Raw genomic sequence first — 26,006 nt, 5'->3', positions numbered from 1 at the left:
CCGCCGCTCTCGCGACGGCCGGCTTTCCGAGCTTCAACGCAATCCGCCGCCGCTGCGGCCGGAGATCGAAACTATGCCTCCTTACGCGCCTCTTCTCGGCGCGCTCGCGCTCGCCGCGAGCGTGACCGCGTCCATGCTTCACGCTTCCCGTTCCGACGCGGCCCGGTCGGATCACCCGGCGCCGGCCGCCGCGCTCGACGATCCCATTCTCTTCTACCGAGACCCGGTGGGCGGCGCGGAGGTTTCGCGCGATCCTCGCAAGGACGGAATGGGTATGGAGTTTCTGCCCGTGCGCCGCTCGCAGATCGGGCCGCTCGCGAAGCTTCCCGACCCGCCCGCAACCTCGCGCGACGAGCCGCTCTTCTATCGCGATCCGATGGGTGGCGACGATATCTCCTCGTTCCCGCGAAAGGACGGCATGGGGATGGATTATCTGCCGGTCCGGCCGGCCGATCTGCGTGCGATCCTCTCAGAGCTCTCCACAAAGCCACGCGCGAAACGCATCCTCTATTACCGCAATCCGATGGGTCTGCCGGATGTATCGGCTATTCCGAAAAAGGATTCGATGGGCATGGATTACACGCCCGTCTATGAAGGGGAGGACGTCGAGGTCGATGGCAGGCTGCGCATCGCGCCCGGAAAAATCCAGCGCGCGGGCGTGCGCGCAGAATTGGTCCGGCGCCGGCCGCTCGTCGCCAGGATTCGCGTGCCCGGCTCAGTGCAGGTCGACGAGCGCCGCGTCGCCGTGGTCGCGACGCGCTCCGAGGCTTTTGTCGAGAAGGTCGCCGATGTCACGACAGGCGCGCGCGTCTTCAAAGGTCAGCCGCTGGCGCGGCTCTATTCGCCGGCCATCGCCGCTGCGGCGGCGGATTATCTCGCTTTTGCGAACGCTCGGAGCGGGGACACGGGTTTGCTCGAGGGCGTGCGGAGGAAGCTCGAGACGCTGAACGCGCCGTTGGAATTCATCGCCGAAATATCTCGCAGCCGCCGCGTGCCGGCGAGCGTCTCCTGGCCCGCGCCGCGCGACGGCGTCATTCTCGAACGCAGCGCCGTCGACGGAATGAAGGCGGAAGCCGGGCAAGTGCTTTTTCGGATCGCCGATCTCTCCGTCGTCTGGGCGCTCGTCGACGTCGCCGAGCAGGATTATGCGCGGCTGCGCGTCGGCCAGCCTGTCGAGATCAGAGCGCGCGGCCTTCCCGATCGCGTGTTCACGGGCAAGGTGACAGTCGTCTATCCGCAGATCAATCGCGAGACGCGCACGGCGCGCGTGCGCATCGAGCTAGCCAACGCCGATCTGACCCTGCGGCCCGACATGTATGTCGAGGCGGAGATTCTGGCCGGCGACGCGGAGCAGATCGTGACCGCGCCCGAGAGCGCGGTGATCGAGACCGGCAAGCGCGCGCTCGTGCTGCTCGACAAGGGCGATGGGCGTTTCGAGCCGCGCGAGGTGACGCTCGGCCGGCGCGGCGAGGGATTCGTCGAGGTAAGGAGCGGGCTCGACGAGACGGACCGGGTGGTGACGGCGGCCAATTTTCTCATCGACTCGGAAAGCAATCTGCGGGCGGCGCTGCAGACGCTCGCGGGAGCGGAGACGGAGCGATGATCTCCCGTCTCATCGCCTGGTCGGCGCGCAATCTCGTCCTCGTCTTTCTCGGCGCAGGTTTTGCGGTCGGGGCGGGAACCTATGCGCTGCGCACGCTGCCGCTCGACGCGCTTCCCGACCTGTCCGACGTGCAGGCGATCGTCTACACGGAATATCCGGGGCAGACGCCGCAGGTGGTCGAGGATCAGGTCACCTATCCGCTGACGAGCGCGATGCTGACCGTGCCGCGCTCCAAGGTGGTGCGCGGCTTCTCCTTCTTCGGCGTCTCCTTCGTCTATGTGATCTTCGAGGATGGCGTCGATCTCTATTGGGCGCGCTCGCGCGTGCTCGAATATTTGAGCGCCGCGGCCAAGAAGCTGCCGCAGGGCGTGACGCCGACGCTCGGTCCCGATGCGACCGGGGTCGGCTGGGTCTATCAATATGCGCTCGTCGCCAAGGAGATGACGCTCGCCGAGCTGCGCTCGCTGCAGGATTGGACATTGCGCTACGGCCTCTCTAAGGCCGAAGGCGTGGCGGAGGTCGCGAGCGTCGGCGGCTTCGTCAAGCAATATAATGTCGTCGTCGATCCGAATCGGCTGCGCGCGCTCGGCGTCTCCTTGAAGCAGCTGCGCGAGGCGATCCGCGCCAGCAATACGGATGTCGGCGGCCGCACGGTGGAGCTCTCAGAATTCGAGTTCATCGTGCGCGGCCGCGGCTATCTGAAGAGCGCCGCCGACATTGAGCACATCGGCCTGCGCGCGGAGAACGGCACGCCGCTGCTGCTGCGCGACGTCGCGCGGGTGGAGCTCGGGCCGGACGAGAGGCGCGGCGTCGCCGAGCTCGACGGCGAGGGCGAGGTCGCGAGCGGAATCGCGCTGCAACGCTATGGCGTCAATGCGCTGAGCGTGATCGACAATGTGAAGGCGGCGCTCGCCCGGCTCGCGCCCGCGCTGCCGAAGGGCGTCGAGATTGCGACCGTCTATGATCGCTCGCAGCTCATTCATGCGGCGATCGAGACATTGCGCGGGACACTCGTCGAGGAGAGTGTCATCGTCGCCCTCGTCTGCGCAGCATTCCTGCTGCATTTGCGCAGCGCGCTCGTCGCGGTGATCATGCTGCCGGTCGGCGTGCTGATCGCCTTCGCGGCGATGAAGGCGCTCGGCCTCGGCTCCAACATTATGAGCCTCGGAGGCGTCGCCATCGCCATCGGCGCGATGGTCGACGCCGCGATTGTGATGATCGAGAACGCCCACAAGCATCTGGAGCGCGCGCCGCCGGAAAAGCCCCGCATCGACATAGTGATCGAGGCGGCGAGCGAGGTCGGGCCGGCGCTGTTCTTCAGCCTGCTCGTCATCACCGTGTCCTTTCTGCCGATCTTCACGCTGGAGGCGCAGGAGGGAAGGCTGTTCGCGCCGCTGGCTTTCACCAAGACTTTTTCCATGGCGGCGGCGGCGCTGCTCTCGGTGACGCTGGTTCCGGCGCTGATGGTCGTCTTCGTGCGCGGAAGCATCATGCCGGAGACGAAAAATCCGATCAATCGCGCGCTGATTTTTCTCTATCGCCCGATCATCGCGCGCGTCCTGAAGGCGAAGACGGCGACGATCCTTCTCGCATTTCTCGCGATCGTCGCGACGATCGTTCCGGCGCGCCAGCTCGGCGGAGAGTTCATGCCGACGCTGGATGAAGGCGCCTTGCTCTATATGCCGACGACTCTGCCCGGGCTCTCCGTCACCAAGGCCGCGGAGCTGCTGCAGACGCAGGACCGCATCATCAAATCTTTTCCCGAGGTCGCGGCCGCCTATGGCAAGGCGGGCCGCGCCGCGACGGCGACCGATCCGGCGCCGCTCGAAATGTTCGAGACGGTCGTCAGCCTGAAGCCGAAAGATCAATGGCGGCCGGGAATGACGACAGACAAGCTCGTCGCCGAGCTCGACGCCGCTCTGCAATTTCCCGGCGTCTCCAACGCCTGGACCATGCCGATCAAGGCGCGCGTCGACATGCTCGCGACGGGCATTCGCACGCCGGTCGGCGTGAAGATCTTCGGCCGCGATCTCGCGCAGATGGAGCGCGTCGCAAAGCAAGTCGAGGCCGTGCTGAAGCGCGTTCCCGGCACGGCGAGCGCCTATGCCGAGCGCGTCAACGGCGGCTATTTCCTCGACATCGTCCCCGATCACGCGGCGCTCGCGCGCTATAATCTGATGATCGGCGATGTGCAGGAGGTGATCGCCACCGGGCTCGGCGGCGAGACGATCACGACGACGGTCGAAGGGCGCGAGCGCTATGGCGTCAACATCCGCTATCCGCGCGAGTTCCGCTCCGATCCGCAGACGATCGCGAGAGAAGTGCTCGTCCCGCTGCCGCGCAGCGGCGCAGTTCCTCTGGGTGAAGTCGCGAGGATCGAGCTCACGCGCGGGCCGACGTCGATCCGCACGGAGAACGGCCAGCTCGCGGTCTATGTCTTCGTCGACGTGCGCGACCGCGATCTCAGCTCCTATGTCGCCGAGGCGCAGAAAGCCGTTGCGCAATCGGTTTCTTTTCCCGCTGGAGCCTATGTGACCTGGAGCGGGCAGTTCGAATATATGCAGCGCGCCGAGTCGCGATTGAAGCTCGTCGTTCCACTGACGCTCGCGATCATCTTCCTGCTGCTCTATCTCAATTTCCGTCGCTCGACGGAGACGCTGATCGTGATGGCGTCCTTGCCTTTCGCGCTCGTCGGCGGCGTGTGGGCGATGTGGATGATGGGCTTCAATCTCTCGGTCGCCGCTGCGGTCGGATTCATCGCGCTCGCCGGCGTCGCCGCTGAGACCGGCGTCGTCATGCTGATCTATCTGGATCAGGCCATGAAAGAGATCGCCGCCGAGCGGGTCGCGCAGTGCCGCGCCTTCACGCGCGCCGATCTGCACGAAGCGATCATGCGCGGCGCCGTCGAGCGCGTGCGCCCGAAGATGATGACGGTCACGGCCATCATCGCCGGCCTGCTGCCGATCCTCTGGAGCCATGGCGCGGGCTCGGAGGTCATGCAGCGCATCGCGGCGCCGATGATCGGCGGCATGGCGTCCTCGACGGCGCTGACGCTCGTCGTCATTCCGGCGATCTATGCGCTCGTCAAGGGCTTCCGCTTGCCTCGCGCCGGAGTCACTTCGAACGCAGGCCGAGCAGCACGCGGCCGTCCGGTTCGGAATTGACGCTCGATCCCGTGACGGCGGAGGGCTTCGACGCGAGCGCCCGCGCGCGCAGGCGAGAGGCGTCGACGCCGAGCCGCGTCAGCGCCAGGACGACCGCCTCCGCCCGCTGCTTCGACAGCTTCTTGGCGTCGCCATGGACGGCGACGATCGCTCTGGCGCGGGGATGGGTCGCCAGAACATCGGCGATCGCCTGCAATCGCGATTGCGCGGAGGGCTGCAGTCTGGCTTCGCGCGGCACAAATGCCACGCCGTCGAGCTCGAACCAGGCGAGCTTTCGCGCTGGCGGCGTTTCGCTCTCGAGATAGGCGCGCAGCTTCGACTCCACCCCTTCGCCCGCAGCGACGCCGGATCGCGCATCCGTCTTCGGCGCTTCGGCTGGTCGCTCCACGACCGAGGGCGCCGGCTCGCGCTGCGCCGGAGACGGCGGCGTCTCGGCGACGGGGAAGAGCGGCCGCCAGTCGCGCCACGCCAGCCCCGCCGCGATCGCCAGCGCGGCGGCCGTCGCCCCCGCCAACGCCAGACGTCTCGATCGTTCCGGGCGACGCGGCGCGCCGGCGGCGGCCGGCTCGTCGATTTGCGATCGGCGTAATCGCAGCGAATTGGCGATCACGCTCACCGATGAGAGCGCCATGGCGGCGGCGGCGATCGTCGGCGACAGCAGCAGACCGAAGGCGGGATAGAGCGCGCCGGCGGCGATGGGCACGCCGGCGGCGTTGTAGAAAAAGGCGAAGAAGAGATTCTCGCGAATGTTGCGCATTGTTGCGGCCGAGAGGCGCCGGCCGCGGACGATGCCCCGCAGATCGCCTTTCAGCAAGGTGACGCCGGCGCTCTCGATGGCGACATCGGTTCCCGTCCCCATGGCGATCCCGACATCGGCGGCGGCGAGCGCCGGCGCGTCATTGACGCCATCGCCCGCCATGGCGACGATGCGGCCGGACTCTCTCAGCCGGCTCACCACCTTGCTCTTGTCCTCCGGGAGGATCTCGGCTTCGACCTCGTCGATGCCGAGCCGCTTGGCCACCGCGCGCGCCGTCGTCCAATTGTCGCCCGTCAGCATGACGACGCGGACGCCGTCTTTCCGCAATGCTCGAAGAGCGGCGGGCGTCGTCTCTTTGATGGGATCGGCGATGCCGATCACGCCGACGACGGCGCCGTCGATAGCGACGAAAATCGCGGTGGCGCCGTCTTCCCTGAGCCGCTCGGCTTCCGCATCTGCGGCGCCGGCGTCCACGCCGATCTCATCCAGGAAGCGGCGATTGCCGATGGCGAGCGACCTGCCCTCGACTACGCCCGTCACGCCTTTGCCGACCGGCGAATCGAAATCCTTCGCCTCGGAGAGCTCGAGCCCGCGCGCGAGCGCGGATTGCACGATCGCCTGCCCCAGTGGATGCTCGCTAGCCCGTTCGAGGCTCGCGGCGAGGCGCAGGATATCATTTTCGGCGAGCCCCGCTGTCGGTCGGACGTCCGTCACGCGAGGCTTTCCTTCCGTCAGCGTGCCGGTCTTGTCGACGACGAGCGTGTCGATCTTCTCGAAGCGCTCCAGCGCCTCGGCGTTCTTGATGAGCACGCCGCTCTGCGCGCCGCGTCCGACGCCGACCATGATCGACATGGGCGTCGCGAGGCCGAGCGCGCAGGGGCAGGCGATGATGAGGACAGAGACCGCCGCGACGAGGCCATAGGCCATGCGCGGCTCCGGTCCCCAGAGGGCCCAGGCGATGAAGGCGAGAATGGCGACGCCGATGACGGCCGGCACGAACCAGCCGGAGACCTGATCGGCGAGCCGCTGGATCGGCGCGCGGCTGCGCTGCGCCGCGGCGACCATGTCGACGATGCGCGCGAGCATCGTGTCGCTGCCGACCTTGTCGGCGCGCATGACAAAGCCGCCGCTCTGGTTGAGCGTGCCTCCGATGAGCCGGTCGCCGGCGTTCTTGGACACTGGCAGCGACTCGCCCGTGACCAGGGATTCGTCGATCGAGCTGCGGCCGTCGAGCAGCTCGCCATCGACGGGAATCTTTTCGCCGGGCCGCACGCGAAGGCGATCGCCGACCACCACTTGCTCGAGCGGAATGTCCTCGTCCGAGCCATCGGCCGCGACGCGGCGCGCGGATTTTGGCGCGAGATCGAGCAGAGCGCGAATCGCGCCGCCGGTCTGCTCTCGCGCGCGCAGCTCCAGCACCTGGCCGAGCAGCACGAGAACGGTGATGACGGCGGCGGCCTCGAAATAGATCGGGACCGAGCCATCCGCATTGCGGAAGGCCGCGGGAAACAGCGACGGCGCGAAGGTCGCGAGCACGCTATAGGCCCAGGCGACGCCCGTGCCCATGGCGATGAGCGTGAACATGTTGAGATTGCGCGTGACGAGCGACCGCGCCGCCCGCGCGAAGAACGGCGCGCCGGCCCACAGCACCGCCGGAGTCGCCAGAGCGAATTGAATCCAATTGGAGGTCTGCGGCGGAACGAGATGGTGAAGGCCGAAGAAATGTCCGCCCATCTCCAGAACGAGGACTGGAACCGCGAGAGCGAGGCCGATCCAGAAGCGCCGCGTCATGTCGACGAGCTCCGGGCTCGGTCCTGTCTCGACGCTCGCGAGGACGGGCTCGAGCGTCATTCCGCAGATCGGACAATTGCCGGGCTGCAGCTCACGAATCTGCGGATGCATTGGGCAGGTGTAGATCACATCCTGCTGCGAGCCGCGCCCAGCGCCATCCCCGAGCGTGGTCTTCGCCGGAGTAGGCGCCCGCTCCTCATGCGAGTGGTGATGGGCATGCTCGTCGGCCATCGGAGAACCCTTCAGAAACAACGGGGCTGGATCGCGGCGGGTCATCGATTGAAAAACCAGAATACGACGCTCAGCGCGACGCTGACGATCAGCGATGTCGTGATGGGAATATAGAGGCGGAAGTCGCCGTGTTCGACCATTATGTCGCCGGGCAGGCGGCCGAGGCCGAGCCGCTCGCCGATGAGCCAGGCCAAGCCGACGAGGATCAGAACAAGGCGCGTTGAGCTTCGAACAATGCGCGTAGTTCGGCGCGCAGATCGGCAGGCAGCTCTGCGAGTCTGGCGGGATCGAAGCTCGGCGTCATGTCGGCGAATCTATCGCAAGCAAGGCGCCGAATGAAGCCGAAGTTGCGATCAGTTCGCCGCGGTCGGCGTCGCCACGATCCGCTCGCCGACGCGCTTCCAGTCGAGCCCGTCGAATAGAGCTTCGAACTGCACCCGGCTCAATTGCAGGACGCCGTCGCTGACCTGCGGCCAAGAAAAACCGTTATCGCCAAGACGCTTGTAGATCAGCACGAGTCCGGTTCCGTCCCACAACAAAATCTTCAAGCGATCCCTTCGCTTCGAGCGGAACACGACTATGAGGCCGGAATGCGGATCGAGTCCGAGCTTGTTTTGCACCAGAGCGGCCAGCGCATCATGCCCGCAGCGAAAATCGACGGGACGCACGGCGAGCACGATCCGCAACCCTTGCGACGGAATGATCACGCGCCACGCTCCAGCGCCGTCATGATCTCGGCGATGCGCGTCGACGCGGTGTCCTGCTCCAGCCGCAACACGACCTTGCCGACGACGATCTCGATCTTCGCATCGCTCTCATTACGAACGGACGGCTGCTCGAGCTCGATCTCCACGAACTCCGCGGGACCGTCGGTCACAAGCGCGAGCCGCCCGGTGCGCGCCTGGCGGCGCCATTGCGTCAATTGCTGCGCGTATATCCGATATTTGCGGGCGACATCGGCGACGCGCGCTCCAGGCGCGAGGCTTTCTCGCACGATCCGGCCCTTCAGCTCCTTCGACCACAGCCGATTGCCCGAACGTGAACGACGAAAATCCACACGTCCCACAAATCCCGCGCCAAAAGCCGTATCGACCGTCGCATTCTCATTCATCTTCGGATCCTTCCAGAGACATGGCTGTCCCTCCGAAGAATCTCACATCCAAAAGTCCTTCCGAACCCGAAGAATCAATGGGGTCACAACGGCGCTTACGATGCAACATATGATCGATGAAATCGAAATCGATTTGAAAAGCGCGCTCTCCGAAGGGAATGGGCGACGTGGTCAGGCCGCGCGCCGTCACATAGAGGGCCACATGCCAGGAATGGTTGAGCCAAGGGGTGAACGAAAGACGGATCTTGCCGACGATCTGTGTCCATAATTGCAGGGTGACGCAAGTGTCTCGCCATCGCTCATAGGGAAGGCTCGGCCAAATTTCCCGATCGGTTCCGGGAGCGCTCATCTCGGCCTCCGGCTCGAGCAAGGCGGCGACCGCGACCGCCGCTGCTGTTCATGTAGGCGCAGGGCAAGACCCGCACATCGACGGGCGAGCGCTCAAAGCCGGATTTGGCCACTCGTAGTGACCGGCGGGCCTTGAGATTTGGACTTGATTGGGAGCGCCGCCATAACGTCTCTCTGCGGTCGGCCTGAACGGAGAGGCAGCGTAGTCGTCGCCGGAGGAATAATCGATGCAAGAACACAGGGCTCCCAGTGTCCGCGACCTCTTCAGCCCGGTCGCAGTCGGGCCGTTGCAGATCGAGAACCGTATCGTTACGGCTCCCCTTGACTCGCAGTCGCGCCCGCGCAGGGAACGCGCCGAACAAGCTCAATGCTCTCTACTACGCCCAGTTGCATAGCCGAGAGAAGAATGCGGTCGCCGGTCCAGGATGTCGATCAGCAATCGCTATTGATGCTGCACCGGCGAGGACACTGCTCATTCGCCAACGCACCATTGCTCTCTGCGTTCACTTGTTCGAATGCGGCGTCATCGCGCCCGAGGGGTTACGCAACGTCGAGGACGAGTCCGCAGGACTCGGCGGTTGAGCCGGGAGCTTTGTTTCGTGCAGATCGCGGCGGAGGCCGTCGGCGATCATTATCGAAGCGCTCGCACCTTCGATTAGCGCAAAGACGGCCCAAATTGTCAGCATCACCTTCGGAAAGACCAAGGCGGCGGCATTCCCTTTGTTGTGGTCGTGCGGATCTCCGAACGGTCTCGGATATCGCAGCGTCGCTTCAAACAAATTGCCCGAGCATTCTCCGGCACGAAATTGCTCGTAGTGACCTTTCAGGTACTCGAGTTGGTTCTGCGCCGCCTGAACGCCTTCATTGGTTTTGAGGCAAAAAAACACGGCCAAGCAAGAGAGGAAAAACATCAAGGCCAAAACGCTGCCAGAGAACAGATGATCGACCTTGTCCCTCTCGAAGTCCTTGAGCGCGGTCAAAAGAACGCCCTGCGTCGCGAGGATGCCGCCGCTTAGGACGATAGACCACTGATTCCGGTAATTCATAAGCGTGTTTTCGCGCTCCATGTTTCGCCAGACCGCCTCGTAGATCTTCGAGTAATCCGGTGGAGCGCTTACTGTGGCTTTTTCGACCGTGGGTCGGTCGTTTACAACGTCACTCATCTTATCCCATCCTGGGAGCGGGTGTAGTTTCTCCTATTTGACGAAGAATGATGTTCGGAGGTCAAGCGATTTTATAAAAAGCGAGGGGGGCTTCGGGTGGCTTTCGAGCGTGCCTCTTCGGAGATCGGGTCTCGAAAAGCTCGAATCTTTCAGCGGAGCATGCATTCTAGCAGGCTCGCCAACTGCCCCACGGCGCGGGAGGAAATTGAGTGCAGACAACTGGAGAAAGTCTGGACCTGGATCGTGCGGTCGAGAGACGACGGCCATCGATGATGGGCGTGACCGCCACGCCCATCCGCCCGAGAGTGGCCCGACGCTCGCGCCGAGCCGTCGGTGAGCCCACTTTAGGAAGGGCCCCTATGCTCAAACTCGAGGACTTATCTCCTCCCGAGATCGAGACAAGAGCGCTCTGCTCTTTGCCCCGCGAACGAAAAGGCGGGCATGCCGCTCAGATCTGAGCTTCAGCTTACGTTCGGGCATCGCGTCCAGTTCGCAACAATGCGGCAGACGAAGACTCCTGGAATCGAACGTGCGGCGAGGGCCTGCGTCTATTCCGTCGAGCGTGCGGCGTCGGCAGGGAAGTCAACCCCTCGCGACAGCTACGGCCCGATCCGACGGTCGTAGCTCTCGCCATAATTCTGGAGGCGAGGTCGGCGCGCGCTTTCATTTGAAGTGGTGTCGCTGGGGACGGCAATTGCGCGGGCGGAGCGGAGACGTCGGGAGAGGTTTCTCCCGATTGGATAGCCTGATCGTGCGGGCAGTGACGACGGCCGCTCGATTCATGTTGGAGATTTCACCCGTCTTTGCCTTATGCTGGCCTCGACTCGAAGAGATTGGCCGAGACGGGAGCAAGAATGGAATCGTTCCACTGGGAGGGGTATCGAGAGGCGCTGTTGTTTCTCGCGACGGGTGGGATCATCGCGCCGCTGTTTCATCGTCTGCGCATCAGCCCGATTCTCGGCTTTCTCGCCGCTGGCGCCGCCCTCGGGCCGTTTGGCCTCGGCCGATTGGCGCATGAGCACGAGTTCCTCGCGTCTTTCACGCTGACCGACATCGAGAGCATCTCGCGGATCGCCGAATTCGGCCTCGTCTTCCTGTTGTTCACGATCGGGCTGGAGCTCTCCTGGGAGCGCCTCGCGCGCATGCGCGTTCTGGTGTTCGGCTTGGGGCTGGCGCAGGTCCTCGCCTGCGGCGCCGCGCTCTCGGCCATCTCGGTTTATGCGGGCGGCCTCGGCGCCGCGCCCGCCATCATCCTCGGCGCGGCGCTGGCCATGTCCTCGACCGCGATCGTCATTCCAGTGCTCGCCGAGCGGCGGCGGCTCAACCGCGCGGCGGGGCGCGCCTCCTTCGCCGTGCTGCTGATGCAGGACCTGATGGTCGCGCCGCTGCTGTTTCTCGTCTCCTTCCTCGCCGATCCGGAGACGAGCCGGCAGGGGCTCGGCTCGCTGCTCGCCTTTCTGCCGGCGCTCGCCGCCATGGGGCTGCTCATCGTCGCCGGACGCCTGCTGCTGCGGCCGCTGTTCCGGCTGGTGGCTGCGGCCGATTCGACCGAGCTGTTCATGGCGGCCTGCCTGCTGGTGATCATCGGCTCCGGCGTCGCCAGCGCGGCGGACGGCTTCTCCATGGGCCTCGGCGCCTTCATCGCCGGCTTGCTGCTCGCCGAGACCGAGTTCCGCCGCGAGATCGAGGTGACGACCGAACCGTTCAAGGGCCTTCTGCTCGGCCTCTTCTTCGTGTCGGTCGGCGCCGGTCTCGATCTCGGGCGTCTCGTGGCCGATCCCGTGCCCGTGCTCGCCATCGCCGGCGGGCTGATCGTGGTCAAGGCGGCGATCACCTTCGGCCTCGGCCGCGCCTTCCGCCTCGAGGCGCCGGTCGCGGCGGAGACGGCGCTGCTGATCGCGCCCGGCGGCGAGTTCGCCTTCATTCTTCTGACCGGCGCCATCGCCGGCGGCCTCGTGCCGCAGCGGCTCGGCGGCGACGCCATGCTGGCGGTGACGCTCGGCATGTTCATCGTGCCGGCGCTGGGCCGGCTCGGCGAATGGCTGAACCCAGGCAAGCGCAAGCAGGACATCGAGGCCGAATACGGCCATCTCGCGCCCGAGGGCGATGTCGCCGCGGGCCGCGTCGTCATCGTCGGCTATGGCAGGGTCGGCGCGCTGATCGGCGAAATGCTCGGCCGCCACGACATTCCCTTCGTCGCCATCGACAATCAGGTGAAGCTGGTCGCCGAGAAGCGCGACGCCGGCGTCGACATCTTCTGGGGCAATTGCATGCGGCGCGAGTTCCTGCTGCGCTCGGGCGTCGCGCAGGCGCGGGCGCTCGTGGTGACGGTGGAGAAGGCGGATGCAGCGGAGGAGATCGTGCGCGTCGCCCATGAGGCGCGCGCCGACATGCCGATCGTCGCGCGGGCGCGTGACGCCTCCCATGCGACGCATCTCTATGAGCTCGGCGCCACCGATGCGATCCCCGAGACGATCGAGGCGAGCCTGCAGCTGGCCGAGACGGTTCTGGTCGATGTCGGCGTGCCGATGGGCTACGTGATCGCCTCGATCCACGAGAAGCGCGACGAGTTCCGCAAGCTGCTGCAGCCGACTGGCGAGGAGGCGCGCCGCAAGCACGCGGCCCGCGCCTCGGTGAAGCTGAAGGAGATGAAGAAGCGCCGCACGAGCCTGCCGGCGCCGGCTCCGCGGGAACAGGAGGAGGGGTCTTAGGCCATTCCTTCGCGCGGAGTATGTTTCTTTCGACGCGCGGGGAGCGAGGGAGTTAAAGTGCGTCAGCGATGCTTCTCGCGCAAAAACGCCGCGCCGTTACCTCCACGGTCGGGGCGCTTCTCCGTTGGATCTCGATGGAATCGGAACCAAGCAGCAGAAGCATATAGGTTAGGCGTCCAGCTGCGAGTCGCGCCGAGCGCCACGACGAGAACAGGATCAATTGTCGCGATCTGTTTGCCGAGCCATCATACTCCATTCCGTCGTATGTGGAGCCCCCGCTTTTCCCCGAATTGGTGCCAGGCTGCCTGGCACCCTGCACTTGGTGACTTTCGTCCGAGCGCATAGATTTCGCTTGGAGTGGTGGGGATGCCCAGTGCTCTAAGCAAAAGCGGCTCTCGAAGAGCCGTCTCTATTTATCTGAATTTACCTGATATTTTTTGGAGCGGGCGAAGGGATTCGAACCCTCGACCCCAACCTTGGCAATGAGGGGCTGGCGCTTCACCCGATTCGAGGATTCGAGCGGCTGAACCGTCACGTGTTGAGCGCAACCACCTGGGCCATAATCGCGCGAAGGCGGGCAGCATCTGAATCCTCCTTCGACAGCCGTTCAGCCAGAACACGGATCATGTCGGCGTCGAGCTCTGGAAGCGCCTCACCTGTCTCAGCATCTTGCGCCTCAATGGCCTTCCCCTCCAACGCAGCCGCCAGCAACTTTTCGACGCGCTTGGCCGCCTCGAGCGAAGGGTCGCGTTGGACATGAGCGTAAATGGCCGTTGACCTGAGATTCGCATGTCCCAGGATCGCGCCGGTCAATGCCAATGCTTCGCCGCTCGACGTGGCAGTCGATCCGAGCGTGTGTCGAAGCGTGTGCGGAGTGACCCCCGGTAAGCTGGCGAGCTTTGTCACCTCCGCCCAGACATTGCGCGTACCCTGGTAGTAGCCGTCACCTTTCTCGGCCGGGAACAGATAGCCTTCCTTGCCGTCCTTCAACAGTCTCTGCAACAGCGCCGCTGCCGCCGGGCCAAAAGGGCGGATCGATTTCCCGGTTTTGGTATCATCGAACTCGAAGAGGTTGCTCCCGAGTTTGACCTCATGAGCCTTGAGAGCAGCGATCTCGTTACGGCGGCAGCCGGTCAGCGCCCACAGGCGGGCGATTGCCACTCCTTTCGGATTGGCACCTTCTTTCTCGACCGTATCGAACGCTTCGCCCAGGCGAGAGACCTCGTCCAGCGTCAGAAATCGCTCGCGTCGGTTATCTGTCTTTCTAACGGAAGCGTCTTCGACGGGGTTCTTTGTCACGAAGCCATGCCGGCCACCGAAGCTGAACACCGCCGACAGGTCGCGTACGACCTTACGAGCCGCGCCCTCGCCACCGCGCACTATGAGGCGTTTGCGCGGGCCGACCTTTTCGTCCTTGGCCGTCTTGCCGGCCGTAACGTCCGCCACGAAGGTCTCAATATCGCCGGACGTGACCTCGCTCGCTCGCCGGTGACCGAGAAGAGGTTCCACGTGATTGCGCAGCCGCGCCATCGTGTACTGCTTGGTAAGCGGCTTCATAGGCTTACCCTTGTGGATGCCGCGCTGGATAAAGCAGCCATGCTTTTCATAGAAGTCGAGCAGCTCCCGCATCGTCTTCTCGCGGCGCTTCTCCTGCACCTCGCCGGCGGGATCATTACCGCTGGCCGCGGCGCCAAGCAGAACTTTCGCCTTTTTCCTCGCTTGCTCGACCGTCAGCGCTCCGAAGCGTCCGACGGTCAGAAAGCGCCTCGGCGCGGACCGGCCGCCCCCATCGGTGCGATAACGGATGATAAACGTCTTCGTACCGCTCTTCTCGACTCGCAGCCCGAAACCCGTGAGATCGAGGTCCCACAGGTCATACCGGGCGTCGCGGGCCTCCGCCTTCTCGACTACCAACTTGGTCAACCGGACGCTGGATGATCGGTCCATCGCACGCCTCCGTTCGCATTTTCTCGCGGATGCGAGATTATATTGGTGTCCACATGGTGTCCACCGTGATGAAAAATTCAAGCGCGGCGGAGCGTAGCCCAGCGAGAGCGCTTTCATCAAAATAGATGTTTTTCCAATATTTAGCGTACTCAGGAGAAACCTATGCGGCCTCGTCGTAGGATACACACAACCTTGCCAAGGTTGGGGTCGAGGGTTCGAATCCCTTCGCCCGCTCCAAAAATTATCAATGAAAATCAGATAGCTAGAAGTGGCCCTTCGGGGCCGTTTCTGCTTAGATTGCCTCAACTCTTGGTTGCTCCAAACGGAATCTATGCACTCGAATCAAAACCGCCGGGCGCGGGTTTCGGCCGCTTTGGCTCGGAGACCGCCTGATGTCGAGCGCGGTGACGGCATCGTTCACGAGAATGTCGGCGGTTCGTGCATTAGGCCGCATGCAGACAGCAAGCTCCAACTCCACGCCGCCGATAGCAAAGCGGCGTGAGTCGCCCGGCCGACATTTTTCGGTGCATTCACCCCGCTGACGGCCTCCCGTCGGGTTTCTCGCGCTTCTTCTTCCGTGGAGTGGCTGAGTTCGGCTGTCCGCTGCCAACTAGCTTGCATCGTATCGAACGCGAGCGTTTTGGATGTTCTCCTGATTGCTGTTCGCCCACGTAACGAGAGCCATTACGGGCGCAAGAAGCGTCCGTCCCACATTCGTCAACTCATAATCCACGCGCGGCGGAATGGTGGGAAACAATGTCCGCTTCACCAACCCGTCACGTTCCAGTCCGCGCAAGGTAATCGTCAGCATTCGTTGTGAGATGCCGTTGATCTGACGCCGCAGCTCATTGAACCGAACTGGTCCATCTTTGAGCGTTACGATGATGTACAGGCTCCATTTGTCGCCGACGAGATCAAGGATTTCCCGAACCATCCGGCAGTCGTCACCTTTGCTGGGGGTAGGAAAATCAATGTCACTAAGTGTCATTGGAGTGCCTTCTTGCGAGGGACATGGTAGTCACCTTAATAGTGTTGGTAACAAGAGTTTACCACCCTGTTCACGTGAGCAACCATGACCAACATCCTGCTCGTCACATCGAGCCCTCGTGGCGCCGAGAGTCTGTCCACCCGCTTCGCGACCGAGATCGCCGAAGGCTTCAAGGTTCGCTTGGGCGGCGCCCATTTGACTCGCGATCTCGCGGCCAACCCACTGCCTCATATCGCGCAGGCATATATTCACGGCCGCATCGCGGCCCCCGAGGCGCGCACGCCCGAGCAGGTCGAGGCGGTCGGCCTTGCCCAGGAGCTCGTCGATGAGGTGAAGGCTGCTGACGTGATCGTCTTGGGTTCGGGCATGATCAATTTCGGCCCGTCGTCGCAGCTCAAGGCCTGGTTCGATCACATCACTTGGCCGGGCGTGACCTTTGATTATAGCGGAGCCGGCAGGCCGCAGGGATTGCTGACCGGCAAGAAGGTCTATCTCGTCACCGCCGCAGGCGGCGTCTTCTCGGAAGGCGACTGGGCCCCCTTTGATTTCCAGACCGGCTATCTGCGCCACCTCTTGGGCTTCATCGGCCTGACCGACATCGAAATCGTCCGAGTGGAAGGCACCGTCTTCGGTCCTGAGGCGGCCAAGGCCGCCATCGCAGCCACCGAAGCCCAGGTTCGCTCGATCTTGGAAAAGGCCTCCTGAAGGCGAGCGACTGCTCAGGCTGTGAGCGCGAACTTGCAAGTCAACAGCGAGAGCAGTTGCTCCAAGCCAAAAGACCACAAGGAAGATGAGATGAAGATTGCTCTCTTTGGAGGGACCGGACCAACCGGAAGACACATCATCGAAGAGGCGCTTCGGCAAGGATATAAGCTGTCCGTCTACACGCGGGACGCCGGAAAGCTCTCGTCCTTTGGCAGCAAGATCGAAGTCGTCGTCGGCGACCTAAACAATCGCGAAGCGATCAAAGCGTGCGTCGCGGGCGCAGACGCGGTGATCAGCGCGCTGGGGCCAAACAGTCTGAAAGCGCGCGAGAAGCGGCCGATTATGCGCGGCGTCAGCACGATCATCTCTGTCATGGAAGAGCTGAACGTTCGTCGCCTCATTCAGATTTCGACGGCCAGCTATCGTGATCCGAAGGACGGTTTCGACTTCAAGGCGCAAGCATTCGTCATGTTGTTCAAGCTGATCGTTCACAACGCCTATGACGACATCAAGGCGACCGCTGAACTGGTGAGCAACTCACACCTCGATTGGACGCTGGTTCGGATTCCCAACCTCAAGGATGGCCCCGCAACAGGCCAAGTGGACGTCGGCTGGTACGGCAAGACGAAGCTCGGCATGAAGCTGTCCCGCGGGAATCTCGCGAAATTCCTGGTCGATCAGGTTGCGGCCAAGGAGTTCGTGCGCGTTGCGCCGGGGATAGCCGATCGCAGCTGAGGGCGGATGGCTCATCAATTTGCGGGCATGCGCGCTGCGACTGCCGCCGATGCACCACTCGATCCGGCATGGTGGCCCGTAACTTCGAGCGCGGTTCGTTGCGGCGTTCAGGAGCGGCAGACCAAACGCGTCGAGAGCGAGGAGAAATCTGTGCCATTCTAGCCCGTCTTATTCATGAAGGCGCTGTTGGAAGGGTGGCGAGCGTAGCATAGATCACTGAAACGGCGTAGGATTTGGTTGTTGACACCAACCCTTTCCCGCTGCACCGGCCTGCCACGCCCGCCATGACAGACGATACGTTCCCCGCCTTCTCGTTTCCAGCCGTCCAGGGCAAGAAAATCACAGCCGCTTTCGACGGCGGCCGCATCTCCTCGGACGGCGGCGTCATGCTGCTCGCCATGGCGGAGCGCCGGCTCGGCGTCGCCGAACGGCTGGCGCGCTGCTTTCCCGATCGCCGCGATCCTGCGCGCATCACCCACACGCTCGCCGATATGATCCGCGCCCGCATCTTCGCGATCGGCTGCGGCTATGAGGACGCCGACGATCTCGATTTTCTGCGCTCCGATCCGGCGTTCAAGCTCGCCTGCGGGCGCCTGCCCGACACGGGCCGCGATCTCGCTTCGCAGCCGACGCTGTCGCGGCTCGAGAACGCGCCGGCCCTGCGCGACGTGATCCGCCTGACCTATGCGCTCGTCGACCAATGGATGGCCTCCTACGAGAAGCCGCCATCTTCGGTCACACTCGACATCGACGACACCTGCGACATCGCGCATGGCCATCAGCAATTGTCGTTGTTCAACGCCCATTATGACGAGCGCTGCTTTCTGCCGATCCATGTCTATGACACCGAGCAGAGCCGTCCCGTCGTTATGATCCTGCGCCCGGGCAAGACGCCGTCCGGCGTCGAGGTGAGAGCGCATCTGCGCCGGCTCGTGCGGCATATCCGCAAGTCTTGGCCGACGACGGGCATCCTGTTTCGCGGCGACGGGCATTATGCGCGGCCCGAGGCGATGGCCTGGTGCGAGGATCACGGCGTCGATTACGTCTTCGGCCTTCCCGGAACCAAGCCGCTGTCCAAGAAGGTCGAGGAGACGGCGGACGCCGTCCGCGTCGAGCGCGCCCTCGACGACAAGGACGTCGTGCGAGGCTATGCCGAGACGCGTCACCGGGCCAAGTCCTGGGACAGAGAGCGCCGCGCGATCGCCCGCATCGAGGCGACGCGGCTCGGCCTCGACATTCGCTTCATCGTCACCAATCGCGCGCATGGCGCGCCGCAATGGCTCTATGAGAGTCTCTACTGCGCGCGCGGACAGGCGGAGAATCTCATCAAGCTGCACAAGACGCAGCTTTGCTCCGATCGAACCTCGTGTCGTTCGGCGCTCGCCAATCAGGTGCGCCTCGTCCTGCACACCGCCGCCTATTGGCTGATGCTCGGCGTGCGCGACGCGATCCCGCGCCCGCGCGACCTCGCCAAAGCCGAGTTCTCGACTCTGCGCCTGCGATTGCTGAAGATCGCCGCGCGCGTGATCGAGACCGCGAGCCGCGTGCGCCTCGCCTTCGCCGCCGCCTGCCCCGAGGCCGATCTCTTCTGCTCCATGCCGGCGGCGCTGCTCATGCCCGCAGGACCATGATCGACGGGGCGGCGCGCCCCCTCTCGTCTCTCCCATTCCTCCCAACGCGTTCCCGAAAGTGCGATCCTCGAAGCGGTGAAAAAGCCGAACGCCCCCGCGCGGCCCGCGAGCCGAACGGCCCGACGATGCAAAAAATCGGACCGTCACGAATAAGAGGGGCTAGGGGTTTACGGCGGCCGATGTGCCCGATCAGTCAGGCAAGTGCTTCATCGTCACGGTGGCCAGTACGGGCAAGCGCGCGCCGTTCGGCAGGCTGACTTCCATGGCGCCGCGCCGCCCGCTCTTGCGGCTCGCTCGCGCCGGCGTGGCGGCAATCTTCGCGACCGGCGCCGACGACGGCGCCAGAGCAGGACGCATCGGGGCGGGTTTCAACTCCAGCAACTCGACGGGAACGAAGGTCTGCGCGGCCAGTTCCGGCGACATTATTCTCGCCGCCGCCGTCTCCTTCGGCGGCGCGCGTCGGGGCGATCCAGCCAGCCTTCCCGCGAACGCCGCACCCATTTGAAAATCAGATTGGCGTTCAGTCCATGTCGCCGCGCGACCGCAGCGACAGACGCCCCAGGCGCCAACGCTTCCGCGACAATCCGCTGCCGTTCCTCGAGGCTCCACGTGCGCCGTGTGCCGCCATCCTTCGCCGCCGACATTTGGTGTCCACCTGTTCAATGGTGGACACCTAACCCACTCCAAATGCGTTCCGGTAGGCGGTCGTCAGATCACGCTTACCCTCGATCGCGGCGAAGATCGGCTGCACGGGCGAGACGTTGCGGAACTGGGTTCGCCAGACGGAGCGCGATTCCGGCGCCCGCCCTGGCGCGACGACGGATGAACGCGAGCGGATCAAGGCGCTGGAGCGGGAGAACCGCGAACTGCGTCAGGTCAATGAGATCCTGCGCAAGGCGTCGTCTTATTTTGCGGCGGCGGAGCTCGACCGCCGCTCGAAACAATGATCGCCTTCATCGACGCTCATCGGGAAGCGCACGGGGTCGAGCCGATCTGCAAGCTCTTGCCGATCGCCCCTTCCACCTATTGGGCGCATGCGGCGCGCCGGCGTGACCCTGCGAAAGCCTCGGCCAGAGCGCGCCGGGACGCGGTCCTTCGCAAGGAGATATGGCGCGTCTATGACGAGAACTTCCAGGTCTATGGCGTGCGCAAGGTGTGGAGGCAGTTGGACCGGGAGGGCGAAAAGGTCGCGCGCTGCACCGTAGCGCGGCTTATGCGGAGCATGGGTTTGCAAGGACCTGCTCGTCATCCTCGAACGTATCGACGCTATGGGCGGCAAGTTCCGCTCGCTCACCGAGGCGATCGACACGTCAGGCCCGCAGGCCGCATGATGATGCAGATGCTCGGCTCCTTCGCCGAGTTCGAGCGCGAGATGAATCGCGAGCGCACCCGCGACGGCCTGCGCGAAGCCCGCGAGAAGGGCCGCGTTCCCGGCCGAAAGCCTCGGATTACCGCCGAGCAGAAGAACGAAATCGTCGAAGCTTAGCGTCCGGCTGAAAATCCGCCGCCGAGATGGCGCGGCTCTTCAAGATTCACCGCGCGACCATCTCGCGCTTCGTCTCCCACGCCCGCGCCGCCCAAAAGCCGGCCTCAAAGCCTTAGCGTAGGATTTCGGGAAAATTCCACGATGACCCCATGATGCGCGATGGAGCTTCGGCGCGGGGGGAGCGTTACGGGCTTTGAGTGCCTGGTGACAGGTCCGTCTGCGTGGCGGTGGCCGGAGCGACACGCGCGCTTGGCGCGGGGGTTCGTCAAAGCCCGGCTCTGCTGCCATGTCGCGGCTTTGGCGAGTCAGCCGTGGAAGGGGGGGAGGGCCCTTTCCGGCCCAGGCGCGAGGCCGGGACCGAAAAGGGCACGTCGTTGCTAACGTCAGACGTAAAAGCGCGAATAGTCCTTCGGATCCAGCGAGTTCGCAGCGGTTTGCACAACTTCGGCAAGCGATCCTTCCGGTGTGGGGGCGCCCGCCTTCATCAGATCGATGGCGGCAAGCTGCTCGTGCACCTCTTCCCAGTTATTCGGAACCTGCGTTTCCTTGCCCTGCCAGATGATATCCTGGTTAAGGTCTGTGAAGGGCCGAGCCACCTCTTCGTAACGCTTGAAGCCGATCTCATGGTCGCCCCGCGCCTCGGCCAGTTCGCCCGCGAGCACGTAAGACATCACGAAGGCTGCGCTGGTGCCTTGGCCCGTGAACGCGGTTGGGCCGGCTGCGGCATCGCCGACCAGCGTGACCCGCCCCTTGGACCAGGTCGGCATCTTAATCTGCGAGGCCGAATCGAAGTAGAAGTCCGTAGCCTTGTCCATTTCGTCGAGCAGGCGCGGGATTTCCCAGAACATCTTGTCACTCATGAGCCGGCGGACCATGGCCTTCTGTGCCGGGATGTCGCGGTTGTCGAACTTTTCGAACGCACCGTTCATGAGGAAAATTCCACGCGTCTGCTGGTTGTCGCCATATTGCTGGATCCCGCCAAAGAATCCCGGACGCATATGCCAATCCCACTTGCGATAGAGGCCGCGATAATTGGGGATGGTGAACACGGAGATGTAGCGGTTCCAGAAGTGGGCAAACTGCGATTCTTCGCCGAACACCAGGTGACGGACGTTGGAATGGGTCCCGTCCGCGCCGATCACGAGATCATAACGCTCCTTGTCGCCATTTTCGAATTCGACATCGATACCATCGGCATCTTCCGTGAGCTTGGTGATGGAATTGCCGAATTTGAACTGCACCTTGTCCTTGATCTTGTTGTACAGCAGGGCGGCGAGATCGTCGCGCAGCACCTCAATGTCGCCCGCGATACCGCCACCAGCACCAAAGTTGCGGTCCATTGAGGCAACGACGTTATCGTCATCATCGTAAAAGCGAACGTCCTCGAGTTTGGTATCCGCTGCCTGCAGATCTTCGAGGATGCCCATCTTCCGGGAGATGTGAATGGCCGAACCGCGCACGTCGATGGCATAGCCGCCCGGACGAACGGTCGGGTGGCGTTCGACGATGGTGACATCGAACCCGTAGCGCTGCAGCCAGAAGACAAGCGACGGACCGGCGGCGCTGGCGCCGGATACGAGGATCTTCTTGTTCTTGAGCGGTGAGTCGGGGTTGGTCATTTTTCTCTCCTCTTAAAGCGGGCCCGATCGCCGACAGGCATAGGGGCATGGCCTTGAAGCGGCATTAATGGTCGCCCAATTCTCAGACAAACGCGGGCGAACGATTGTCAGTGACCCAATACCAGCTTTTATCGTTGGCCGAAAGGGCATCCAATATGGCCAATAGGGAAAAATTTGGTATACCAATGCCATGAAGGAGGGTCGCGCCGTGAAGAGTGAGCGTGTCGTTCTCATCCGGGAACATGTTCGAAAGGCTATCGAGAGCGGGGCGATCGGCGTCGGTCAGAAGCTGCCGACGGAGCGCGAGCTTGCCGCGCAGTTCGATGTGCCCCGCAGCGCCGTGCGGGCGGCGATCGTCCCGCTGGAGTTCGCGGGGATCGTCAAGCGTGAGGTCGGTCGCGGAACCTATGTGCTGGCGCCCATGGCCAGGCAGGCGCCGCAGGGTGACGAAGAGGTTGATGCGAGCCCGACCGACCTGCTCGACGCGGCGATGAGCTGCTACCCCGCCATTTGCGAAGTCGCGGCCCTAAGGGCAACGCGCGCCGATCTGCAGGCAATCGAGGAATGCCTCGGGAGGGTCGAAGCGGCGCGCGACAATGAGGAATATCGCCGCCATGATGCGGCATTCCACATGGCCATTGCGCGCGCGACGCATAACCGTCTGCTGGTCGAGCTTAATGCCGTCATCGATCGCGCACTGGGACGGATGCACTGGGGTGACATCGAACTGATCGAGGGCGATTTTCACGACCACCGCTTGATCTTTGAGGCACTGATGAAGCGGAACGCGGATCTCGCGCGCAGGCGCATGGTGGCGCATCTGGCAGGCGCCAGAATGGTCGTAGCCTCCCACGCCGCAGCTCCCAACCCCTGACATACACCAATACGCCGCACCAGGCGCTGTTGCGGCCGACTCGGATGCGATCCCGAGAGCGGCTGCATCATTCTCGGGGATGTTTGCGGAACAGGAGCCCGCGCGTGATCGATTTGGCGCCGTTGCGAGCCAATCCGGAGTATCCCTACGCCGTGGGCCACCTTTTCGAGATCGATGGAATAGAGCGAAACTGCGCAGCTAAGTCGGCTTTATGAGCGAGGCAAGCTGCACAGCATGTTATTCGGCGTGCAAAATTGACCCCCATACGAGGGGAATCGGCGTCGAAAATTGACCCCCTCTGGTGAAGGCCGGACAGTCCTCCCGCTTTGGTTGCAAGGGCGGGTGGAGGGGGATGTTGATTGTGGAGACGATCGGGCGAATCCGTCGCGAGCATTTCATCAAGGGCAAGACGATCAAGGAGATCGTCCGCGATCTGGGCATTTCACGGAACACGGTCCGCAAGGCATTGCGCTCGGAGGCGACCTCCTTCGCCTATGAGCGCGACAATCAGCCATTGCCCAAGCTCGGACCTTGGTCGGAGAAGCTCGACGAGCTGCTGGCGGAGAATGAGAAGAAGGCGGCGCGCGAGCGGCTGACCCTGATCCGCGTTTTCGAGGACTTACGCGGGCTGGGCTATTCGGGCGGCTATGACGCCGTGCGTCGCTACGCGCGCAAATGGCGCAGCGAGCAAGGCGCGGCGACGGCCGCCGCCTATGTGCCGCTGAGCTTTGCGCCGGGCGAAGCCTATCAGTTCGACTGGAGCCACGAGATCGTTGTGCTCGACGGCGTGACGACGACCGTGAAGGTCGCGCACATGCGTCTGTGCCACAGCCGCATGCTGTTCGTTCGCGCCTATCCGCGCGAGACGCAGGAGATGGTTTTCGACGCGCATGATCGCGCCTTTACCTTCTTCAGGGGCGCCTGCACGCGCGGCATCTACGACAATATGAAGACGGCGGTGGAGGCGATCTTCGTCGGCAAGGAGCGCAAGTTCAATCGACGCTTCGCACAAATGTGCAGCCATCATCTCGTCGAGCCGGTCGCCTGCACGCCGGCGTCCGGCTGGGAGAAAGGCCAGGTCGAAAATCAGGTCGGCCTGGCGCGGGAACGGTTCTTCACGCCGCGCCTGCGGTTCAAGACCTATGAGGATATGAACGCGTGGCTTCTCGATAAATGCGTCGGCTACGCCAAGGCGCATCCGCATCCCGAGATGCCGGACAAGACGATTTGGCAGGTTTTCGAGGAAGAGCGGCCGAAGCTCGTCCCGCTGCGCGGACGGTTCGACGGATTCCACGAGCTGACGGCGTCGGTGTCGAAGACCTGCCGCGCAAGCAAGTGTACGCAGCTTGCGCAAGCGCAACTGCTATGCGCTTCGACAACAATAAATATTCGGTCAATGCGAGCGCCGTCGGCGCCCCGGTCGAGATCCACGCCTACGCCGACCGCATCGTCTTCCGTCAAAAAGGGCGCGTCGTCGCCGAACATGCGCGCGCTTTCGGGCGCGGCGCGACGATCTTCGATCCCTGGCATTATATACCGGTTCTCGCGCGCAAGCCCGGCGCGCTGCGGAACGGCGCGCCATTCAAGGATTGGGTGCTGCCGGGCGCGATCGAACGCGTGCGACGCAAGCTCACCGGCGACGACGGCGATCGACAAATGGTCAAGATTCTGGCCGCCGTCGTCGACGATGGATTGACCGCTGTCGAGGCAGCCTGCGCGGAGGCGCTCGGCCAAGGCGTCCATTCCGCCGACGTCATTCTCAACATTCTCGCCCGCCGGCGCGAGCCGCCGCCACCTCCGGCGATCCCCACACCCCAGTCGTTGACGCTGCTGCACATGCCGCTCGCCGACTGCGCCCGCTATGATCAATTGAGGAGAACGGCCTGATGGAACGCACGCAGCTCTTCGATCTCATGGGAGAGCTCAAGCTCTTCGGCATGAGGAGCGCCTATGACGAGGTGATGTCGACGGGCATAAAGCGGCAGCATGAGCCGCCGCGCATCGTCGGCGATCTTCTCCAGGCGGAAATCGCCGAAAAACATGCGCGCTCGATCAAATATCAGATGACGGTCGCGAAGCTGCCATTGGCGAAGGACGTCGAGGACTTCCAGTTCGAGGGCGCGCCGATCAATGAAGCTCTGGCGCGCGATCTCGCAGGCGGCGGCTTCCTCGACCAACAACGTAATTGCGTTCTCGTCGGCGGAACCGGCACGGGGAAGACTCATCTTTCGATAGCGATCGCCAGAAGCTGTATTCGCGCTGGAAAACGTGGCCGATTCTTCAACACCGTCGAGCTCGTCAACCGGCTCGAGAGCGAAGCGCGAGGCGGTCGTCAGGGACGCTTTGCGGACTATCTCACGAGAATGGACTTCATCATACTCGATGAGCTCGGCTACTTGCCGTTCGCGCAGTCGGGCGGACAATTGCTCTTCCATCTGATCAGTCGGCTCTACGAACGAACCTCGATCATCGTCACCACCAATCTCGCTTTCGGCGAATGGCCGAGCGTGTTCGGCGATGCGAAAATGACCAGCGCGCTGCTCGATCGCCTCACCCACCATTGCGACATCGTCGAAACCGGCAACGAAAGCTGGCGCTTCAAGAACCGCGCCTGATCCTCCCGATCACATCGCGAACCGAAACGCACTCGCCCCGGCTGCGCAATCCCGCCAGCTCCGCCGGGGCGAGCGCTCGCGTTCCGCCCTACGCCAAATGGGGGTCAATTTTGAACGCCGATCGGGGGTCAATTTTGGATGCCGATTGACACAGCATGGGTCGGATGACATTGATCACGGGCGGCGAACGGCGGCGCTGATGGAGAAACGAAGACCGGACGCGGATATTGGGAGAACGCCGACGTTGGTCGGAGGACTTCAAGGATCGAGCGATCACCGCGTCGCTGGAGCCCGGCACGAATGTCTCGGCGACGGCGCTGGCGCGATCGCTCGATATCACGCCGTCGCAACTTTTCGGATGGCGACGCGCCGCCGCTCTCCGCGCGGAAAAGATGGAGCGCCAGGCGCCGGCGGAGCCGCGTGCGGCAAAGACGCGGCGTGTGGAGATAGAACTCGGCGGGGCGGTCGTGCGGGTGAACGCGGATATTTCGGAAGCCGACTTTCAGCGGCAGCTTATGCCACGCGAA

17 protein-coding genes, 6 pseudogenes and 1 other annotated feature are annotated in these 26,006 nt (G+C 63.7%); of the genes and pseudogenes, 11 read left to right on the top strand and 12 right to left on the bottom strand.

Annotation, left to right across the window (positions count from 1 at the left end; all coding sequences use genetic code 11):
• Positions 1-73: 73 nt before the first annotated feature.
• Together CQW49_RS14880 and CQW49_RS14875 are read left to right on the top strand one after the other, a co-directional pair.
• Positions 74-1,603 (top strand): efflux RND transporter periplasmic adaptor subunit, encoded by a 1,530-nt coding sequence (locus CQW49_RS14880; protein WP_003613643.1) that lies wholly within the window; start codon positions 74-76, stop codon positions 1,601-1,603.
• Positions 1,600-4,767, top strand: a complete 3,168-nt coding sequence (locus CQW49_RS14875; RefSeq protein WP_003613641.1) for an efflux RND transporter permease subunit — start codon at positions 1,600-1,602, stop codon at positions 4,765-4,767. The genes CQW49_RS14880 and CQW49_RS14875 overlap by 4 nt, the downstream gene beginning before the upstream one ends.
• Here CQW49_RS14875 and CQW49_RS25630 read toward each other — a convergent pair.
• The 7 genes and pseudogenes from CQW49_RS25630 to CQW49_RS14845 form a co-directional block, all read right to left on the bottom strand.
• Positions 4,718-4,948: pseudogene (locus tag CQW49_RS25630) on the bottom strand (OmpA family protein); the annotation flags it as partial. The gene CQW49_RS14875 and the pseudogene CQW49_RS25630 sit on opposite strands and share 50 nt — an antisense overlap.
• Before the next feature lie 387 nt (positions 4,949-5,335).
• Positions 5,336-7,546 (bottom strand): annotated as a pseudogene (locus CQW49_RS14870) (copper-transporting P-type ATPase); the annotation flags it as partial.
• A gap of 41 nt (positions 7,547-7,587) precedes the next feature.
• The gene (locus tag CQW49_RS14865; protein ID WP_244441293.1) at positions 7,588-7,740 is read right to left on the bottom strand and encodes a DUF2905 domain-containing protein; all 153 of its coding nucleotides are present in this window, start codon (positions 7,738-7,740) and stop codon (positions 7,588-7,590) included.
• A 159-nt stretch (positions 7,741-7,899) separates the two neighbouring features.
• A complete protein-coding gene (tnpB, locus tag CQW49_RS14860; protein ID WP_003613638.1) occupies positions 7,900-8,253 on the bottom strand; it encodes an IS66 family insertion sequence element accessory protein TnpB in 354 nt (117 codons plus the stop codon).
• Positions 8,250-8,657 (bottom strand): IS66-like element accessory protein TnpA, encoded by a 408-nt coding sequence (gene tnpA, locus CQW49_RS14855; RefSeq protein ID WP_003613637.1) that lies wholly within the window; start codon positions 8,655-8,657, stop codon positions 8,250-8,252. The genes tnpB and tnpA overlap by 4 nt, the downstream gene beginning before the upstream one ends.
• Before the next feature lie 103 nt (positions 8,658-8,760).
• Positions 8,761-9,006, bottom strand: a pseudogene (locus tag CQW49_RS14850) (DUF5996 family protein); the annotation flags it as partial.
• A gap of 502 nt (positions 9,007-9,508) precedes the next feature.
• Positions 9,509-10,168, bottom strand: coding sequence for a hypothetical protein (locus CQW49_RS14845; RefSeq protein ID WP_003613634.1), 660 nt, complete (start codon positions 10,166-10,168; stop codon positions 9,509-9,511).
• 854 nt (positions 10,169-11,022) lie between these two features.
• Between CQW49_RS14845 and CQW49_RS14840 the strand changes: the two genes are divergently transcribed.
• Entirely contained in the window at positions 11,023-12,879 is a 1,857-nt protein-coding gene (locus CQW49_RS14840; protein ID WP_003613633.1) for a cation:proton antiporter domain-containing protein, read from the top strand.
• Positions 12,880-13,410: 531 nt separating this feature from the next.
• On the opposite strand, the gene CQW49_RS14835 is transcribed toward CQW49_RS14840, so the two are convergent.
• Positions 13,411-14,826: a site-specific integrase gene (locus tag CQW49_RS14835; RefSeq protein ID WP_003613632.1), complete on the bottom strand. Its 1,416-nt coding sequence runs from the start codon at positions 14,824-14,826 to the stop codon at positions 13,411-13,413.
• 610 nt (positions 14,827-15,436) lie between these two features.
• Positions 15,437-15,814 carry a winged helix-turn-helix transcriptional regulator gene (locus CQW49_RS14820; protein ID WP_003613631.1) on the bottom strand — a complete coding sequence of 126 codons (378 nt, stop codon included), beginning with the start codon at positions 15,812-15,814 and terminating at the stop codon, positions 15,437-15,439.
• Positions 15,815-15,898: 84 nt separating this feature from the next.
• Here CQW49_RS14820 and CQW49_RS14815 point away from each other — a divergent pair, with 84 nt between their 5' ends.
• The 3 genes from CQW49_RS14815 to CQW49_RS14805 all read left to right on the top strand — a co-directional run bounded on the left by CQW49_RS14815 (position 15,899) and on the right by CQW49_RS14805 (position 18,885).
• The gene (locus CQW49_RS14815) at positions 15,899-16,519 is read left to right on the top strand and encodes an FMN-dependent NADH-azoreductase (protein ID WP_003613630.1); all 621 of its coding nucleotides are present in this window, start codon (positions 15,899-15,901) and stop codon (positions 16,517-16,519) included.
• A 90-nt stretch (positions 16,520-16,609) separates the two neighbouring features.
• The gene (locus tag CQW49_RS14810; protein ID WP_003613629.1) at positions 16,610-17,254 is read left to right on the top strand and encodes an NAD(P)-dependent oxidoreductase; all 645 of its coding nucleotides are present in this window, start codon (positions 16,610-16,612) and stop codon (positions 17,252-17,254) included.
• A gap of 284 nt (positions 17,255-17,538) precedes the next feature.
• Positions 17,539-18,885 carry an IS1380 family transposase gene (locus CQW49_RS14805; RefSeq protein ID WP_003616184.1) on the top strand — a complete coding sequence of 449 codons (1,347 nt, stop codon included), beginning with the start codon at positions 17,539-17,541 and terminating at the stop codon, positions 18,883-18,885.
• Positions 18,886-19,074: 189 nt separating this feature from the next.
• Here CQW49_RS14805 and CQW49_RS25625 read toward each other — a convergent pair whose 3' ends face one another.
• The gene (locus CQW49_RS25625) at positions 19,075-19,308 is read right to left on the bottom strand and encodes a hypothetical protein (protein WP_003615980.1); all 234 of its coding nucleotides are present in this window, start codon (positions 19,306-19,308) and stop codon (positions 19,075-19,077) included.
• Positions 19,308-19,529, bottom strand: coding sequence for a transposase (locus CQW49_RS25620; protein WP_081735689.1), 222 nt, complete (start codon positions 19,527-19,529; stop codon positions 19,308-19,310). The genes CQW49_RS25625 and CQW49_RS25620 overlap by 1 nt, the downstream gene beginning before the upstream one ends.
• 75 nt (positions 19,530-19,604) lie before the next feature.
• Here CQW49_RS25620 and CQW49_RS14790 point away from each other — a divergent pair.
• A pseudogene (locus CQW49_RS14790) lies at positions 19,605-20,371 on the top strand (IS3 family transposase); the annotation flags it as partial.
• Positions 19,787-19,903, top strand: a sequence feature (AL1L pseudoknot). It overlaps the preceding pseudogene by 117 nt.
• 383 nt (positions 20,372-20,754) lie before the next feature.
• On the opposite strand, the gene CQW49_RS14780 reads toward CQW49_RS14790, so the two are convergent.
• The gene (locus CQW49_RS14780) at positions 20,755-21,990 is read right to left on the bottom strand and encodes an FAD-dependent monooxygenase (RefSeq protein WP_003615976.1); all 1,236 of its coding nucleotides are present in this window, start codon (positions 21,988-21,990) and stop codon (positions 20,755-20,757) included.
• A gap of 208 nt (positions 21,991-22,198) precedes the next feature.
• On the opposite strand from CQW49_RS14780, the gene CQW49_RS14775 reads away from it, so the two are divergent.
• From CQW49_RS14775 to CQW49_RS25150, 4 genes and pseudogenes are all read left to right on the top strand, one after another.
• Positions 22,199-22,864 carry a FadR/GntR family transcriptional regulator gene (locus CQW49_RS14775; protein ID WP_003615974.1) on the top strand — a complete coding sequence of 222 codons (666 nt, stop codon included), beginning with the start codon at positions 22,199-22,201 and terminating at the stop codon, positions 22,862-22,864.
• Positions 22,865-23,216: 352 nt separating this feature from the next.
• Positions 23,217-24,818 (top strand): annotated as a pseudogene (istA, locus tag CQW49_RS14770) (IS21 family transposase).
• Entirely contained in the window at positions 24,751-25,479 is a 729-nt protein-coding gene (istB, locus tag CQW49_RS14765) for an IS21-like element helper ATPase IstB (RefSeq protein ID WP_024750120.1), read from the top strand. The pseudogene istA and the gene istB overlap by 68 nt, the downstream one beginning before the upstream one ends.
• Before the next feature lie 227 nt (positions 25,480-25,706).
• Positions 25,707-25,856, top strand: a pseudogene (locus tag CQW49_RS25150) (transposase); the annotation flags it as partial.
• Between the last annotated feature and the right edge of the window lie 150 nt (positions 25,857-26,006).

The sequence above is a fragment of the Methylosinus trichosporium OB3b genome, assembly GCF_002752655.1.
In the GTDB taxonomy this organism is placed as follows: Bacteria; Pseudomonadota; Alphaproteobacteria; order Rhizobiales; family Beijerinckiaceae; genus Methylosinus; species Methylosinus trichosporium.
The sequence above is the reverse complement of the archived record's forward strand: the minus strand, read 5'-3'. Positions and strand labels throughout refer to the sequence as shown.

Excerpts from the sequence above, each read along its gene's own strand:
- CQW49_RS14820 (WP_003613631.1), bottom strand. The coding sequence starts at position 15,814 with ATGACACTTAGTGACATTGATTTTCCTACCCCCAGCAAAGGTGACGAC.
- CQW49_RS25625 (WP_003615980.1), bottom strand. The coding sequence starts at position 19,308 with ATGTCGCCGGAACTGGCCGCGCAGACCTTCGTTCCCGTCGAGTTGCTG.
- CQW49_RS14835 (WP_003613632.1), bottom strand. The coding sequence starts at position 14,826 with ATGGACCGATCATCCAGCGTCCGGTTGACCAAGTTGGTAGTCGAGAAG.
- CQW49_RS14845 (WP_003613634.1), bottom strand. The coding sequence starts at position 10,168 with ATGAGTGACGTTGTAAACGACCGACCCACGGTCGAAAAAGCCACAGTA.
- CQW49_RS14805 (WP_003616184.1), top strand. The coding sequence starts at position 17,539 with ATGACAGACGATACGTTCCCCGCCTTCTCGTTTCCAGCCGTCCAGGGC.
- tnpA (WP_003613637.1), bottom strand. The coding sequence starts at position 8,657 with ATGAATGAGAATGCGACGGTCGATACGGCTTTTGGCGCGGGATTTGTG.
- CQW49_RS14840 (WP_003613633.1), top strand. The coding sequence starts at position 11,023 with ATGGAATCGTTCCACTGGGAGGGGTATCGAGAGGCGCTGTTGTTTCTC.
- CQW49_RS14875 (WP_003613641.1), top strand. The coding sequence starts at position 1,600 with ATGATCTCCCGTCTCATCGCCTGGTCGGCGCGCAATCTCGTCCTCGTC.
- CQW49_RS14880 (WP_003613643.1), top strand. The coding sequence starts at position 74 with ATGCCTCCTTACGCGCCTCTTCTCGGCGCGCTCGCGCTCGCCGCGAGC.
- CQW49_RS14810 (WP_003613629.1), top strand. The coding sequence starts at position 16,610 with ATGAAGATTGCTCTCTTTGGAGGGACCGGACCAACCGGAAGACACATC.
- CQW49_RS14780 (WP_003615976.1), bottom strand. The coding sequence starts at position 21,990 with ATGACCAACCCCGACTCACCGCTCAAGAACAAGAAGATCCTCGTATCC.
- CQW49_RS25620 (WP_081735689.1), bottom strand. The coding sequence starts at position 19,529 with ATGTCGGCGGCGAAGGATGGCGGCACACGGCGCACGTGGAGCCTCGAG.
- istB (WP_024750120.1), top strand. The coding sequence starts at position 24,751 with ATGGAACGCACGCAGCTCTTCGATCTCATGGGAGAGCTCAAGCTCTTC.
- CQW49_RS14815 (WP_003613630.1), top strand. The coding sequence starts at position 15,899 with ATGACCAACATCCTGCTCGTCACATCGAGCCCTCGTGGCGCCGAGAGT.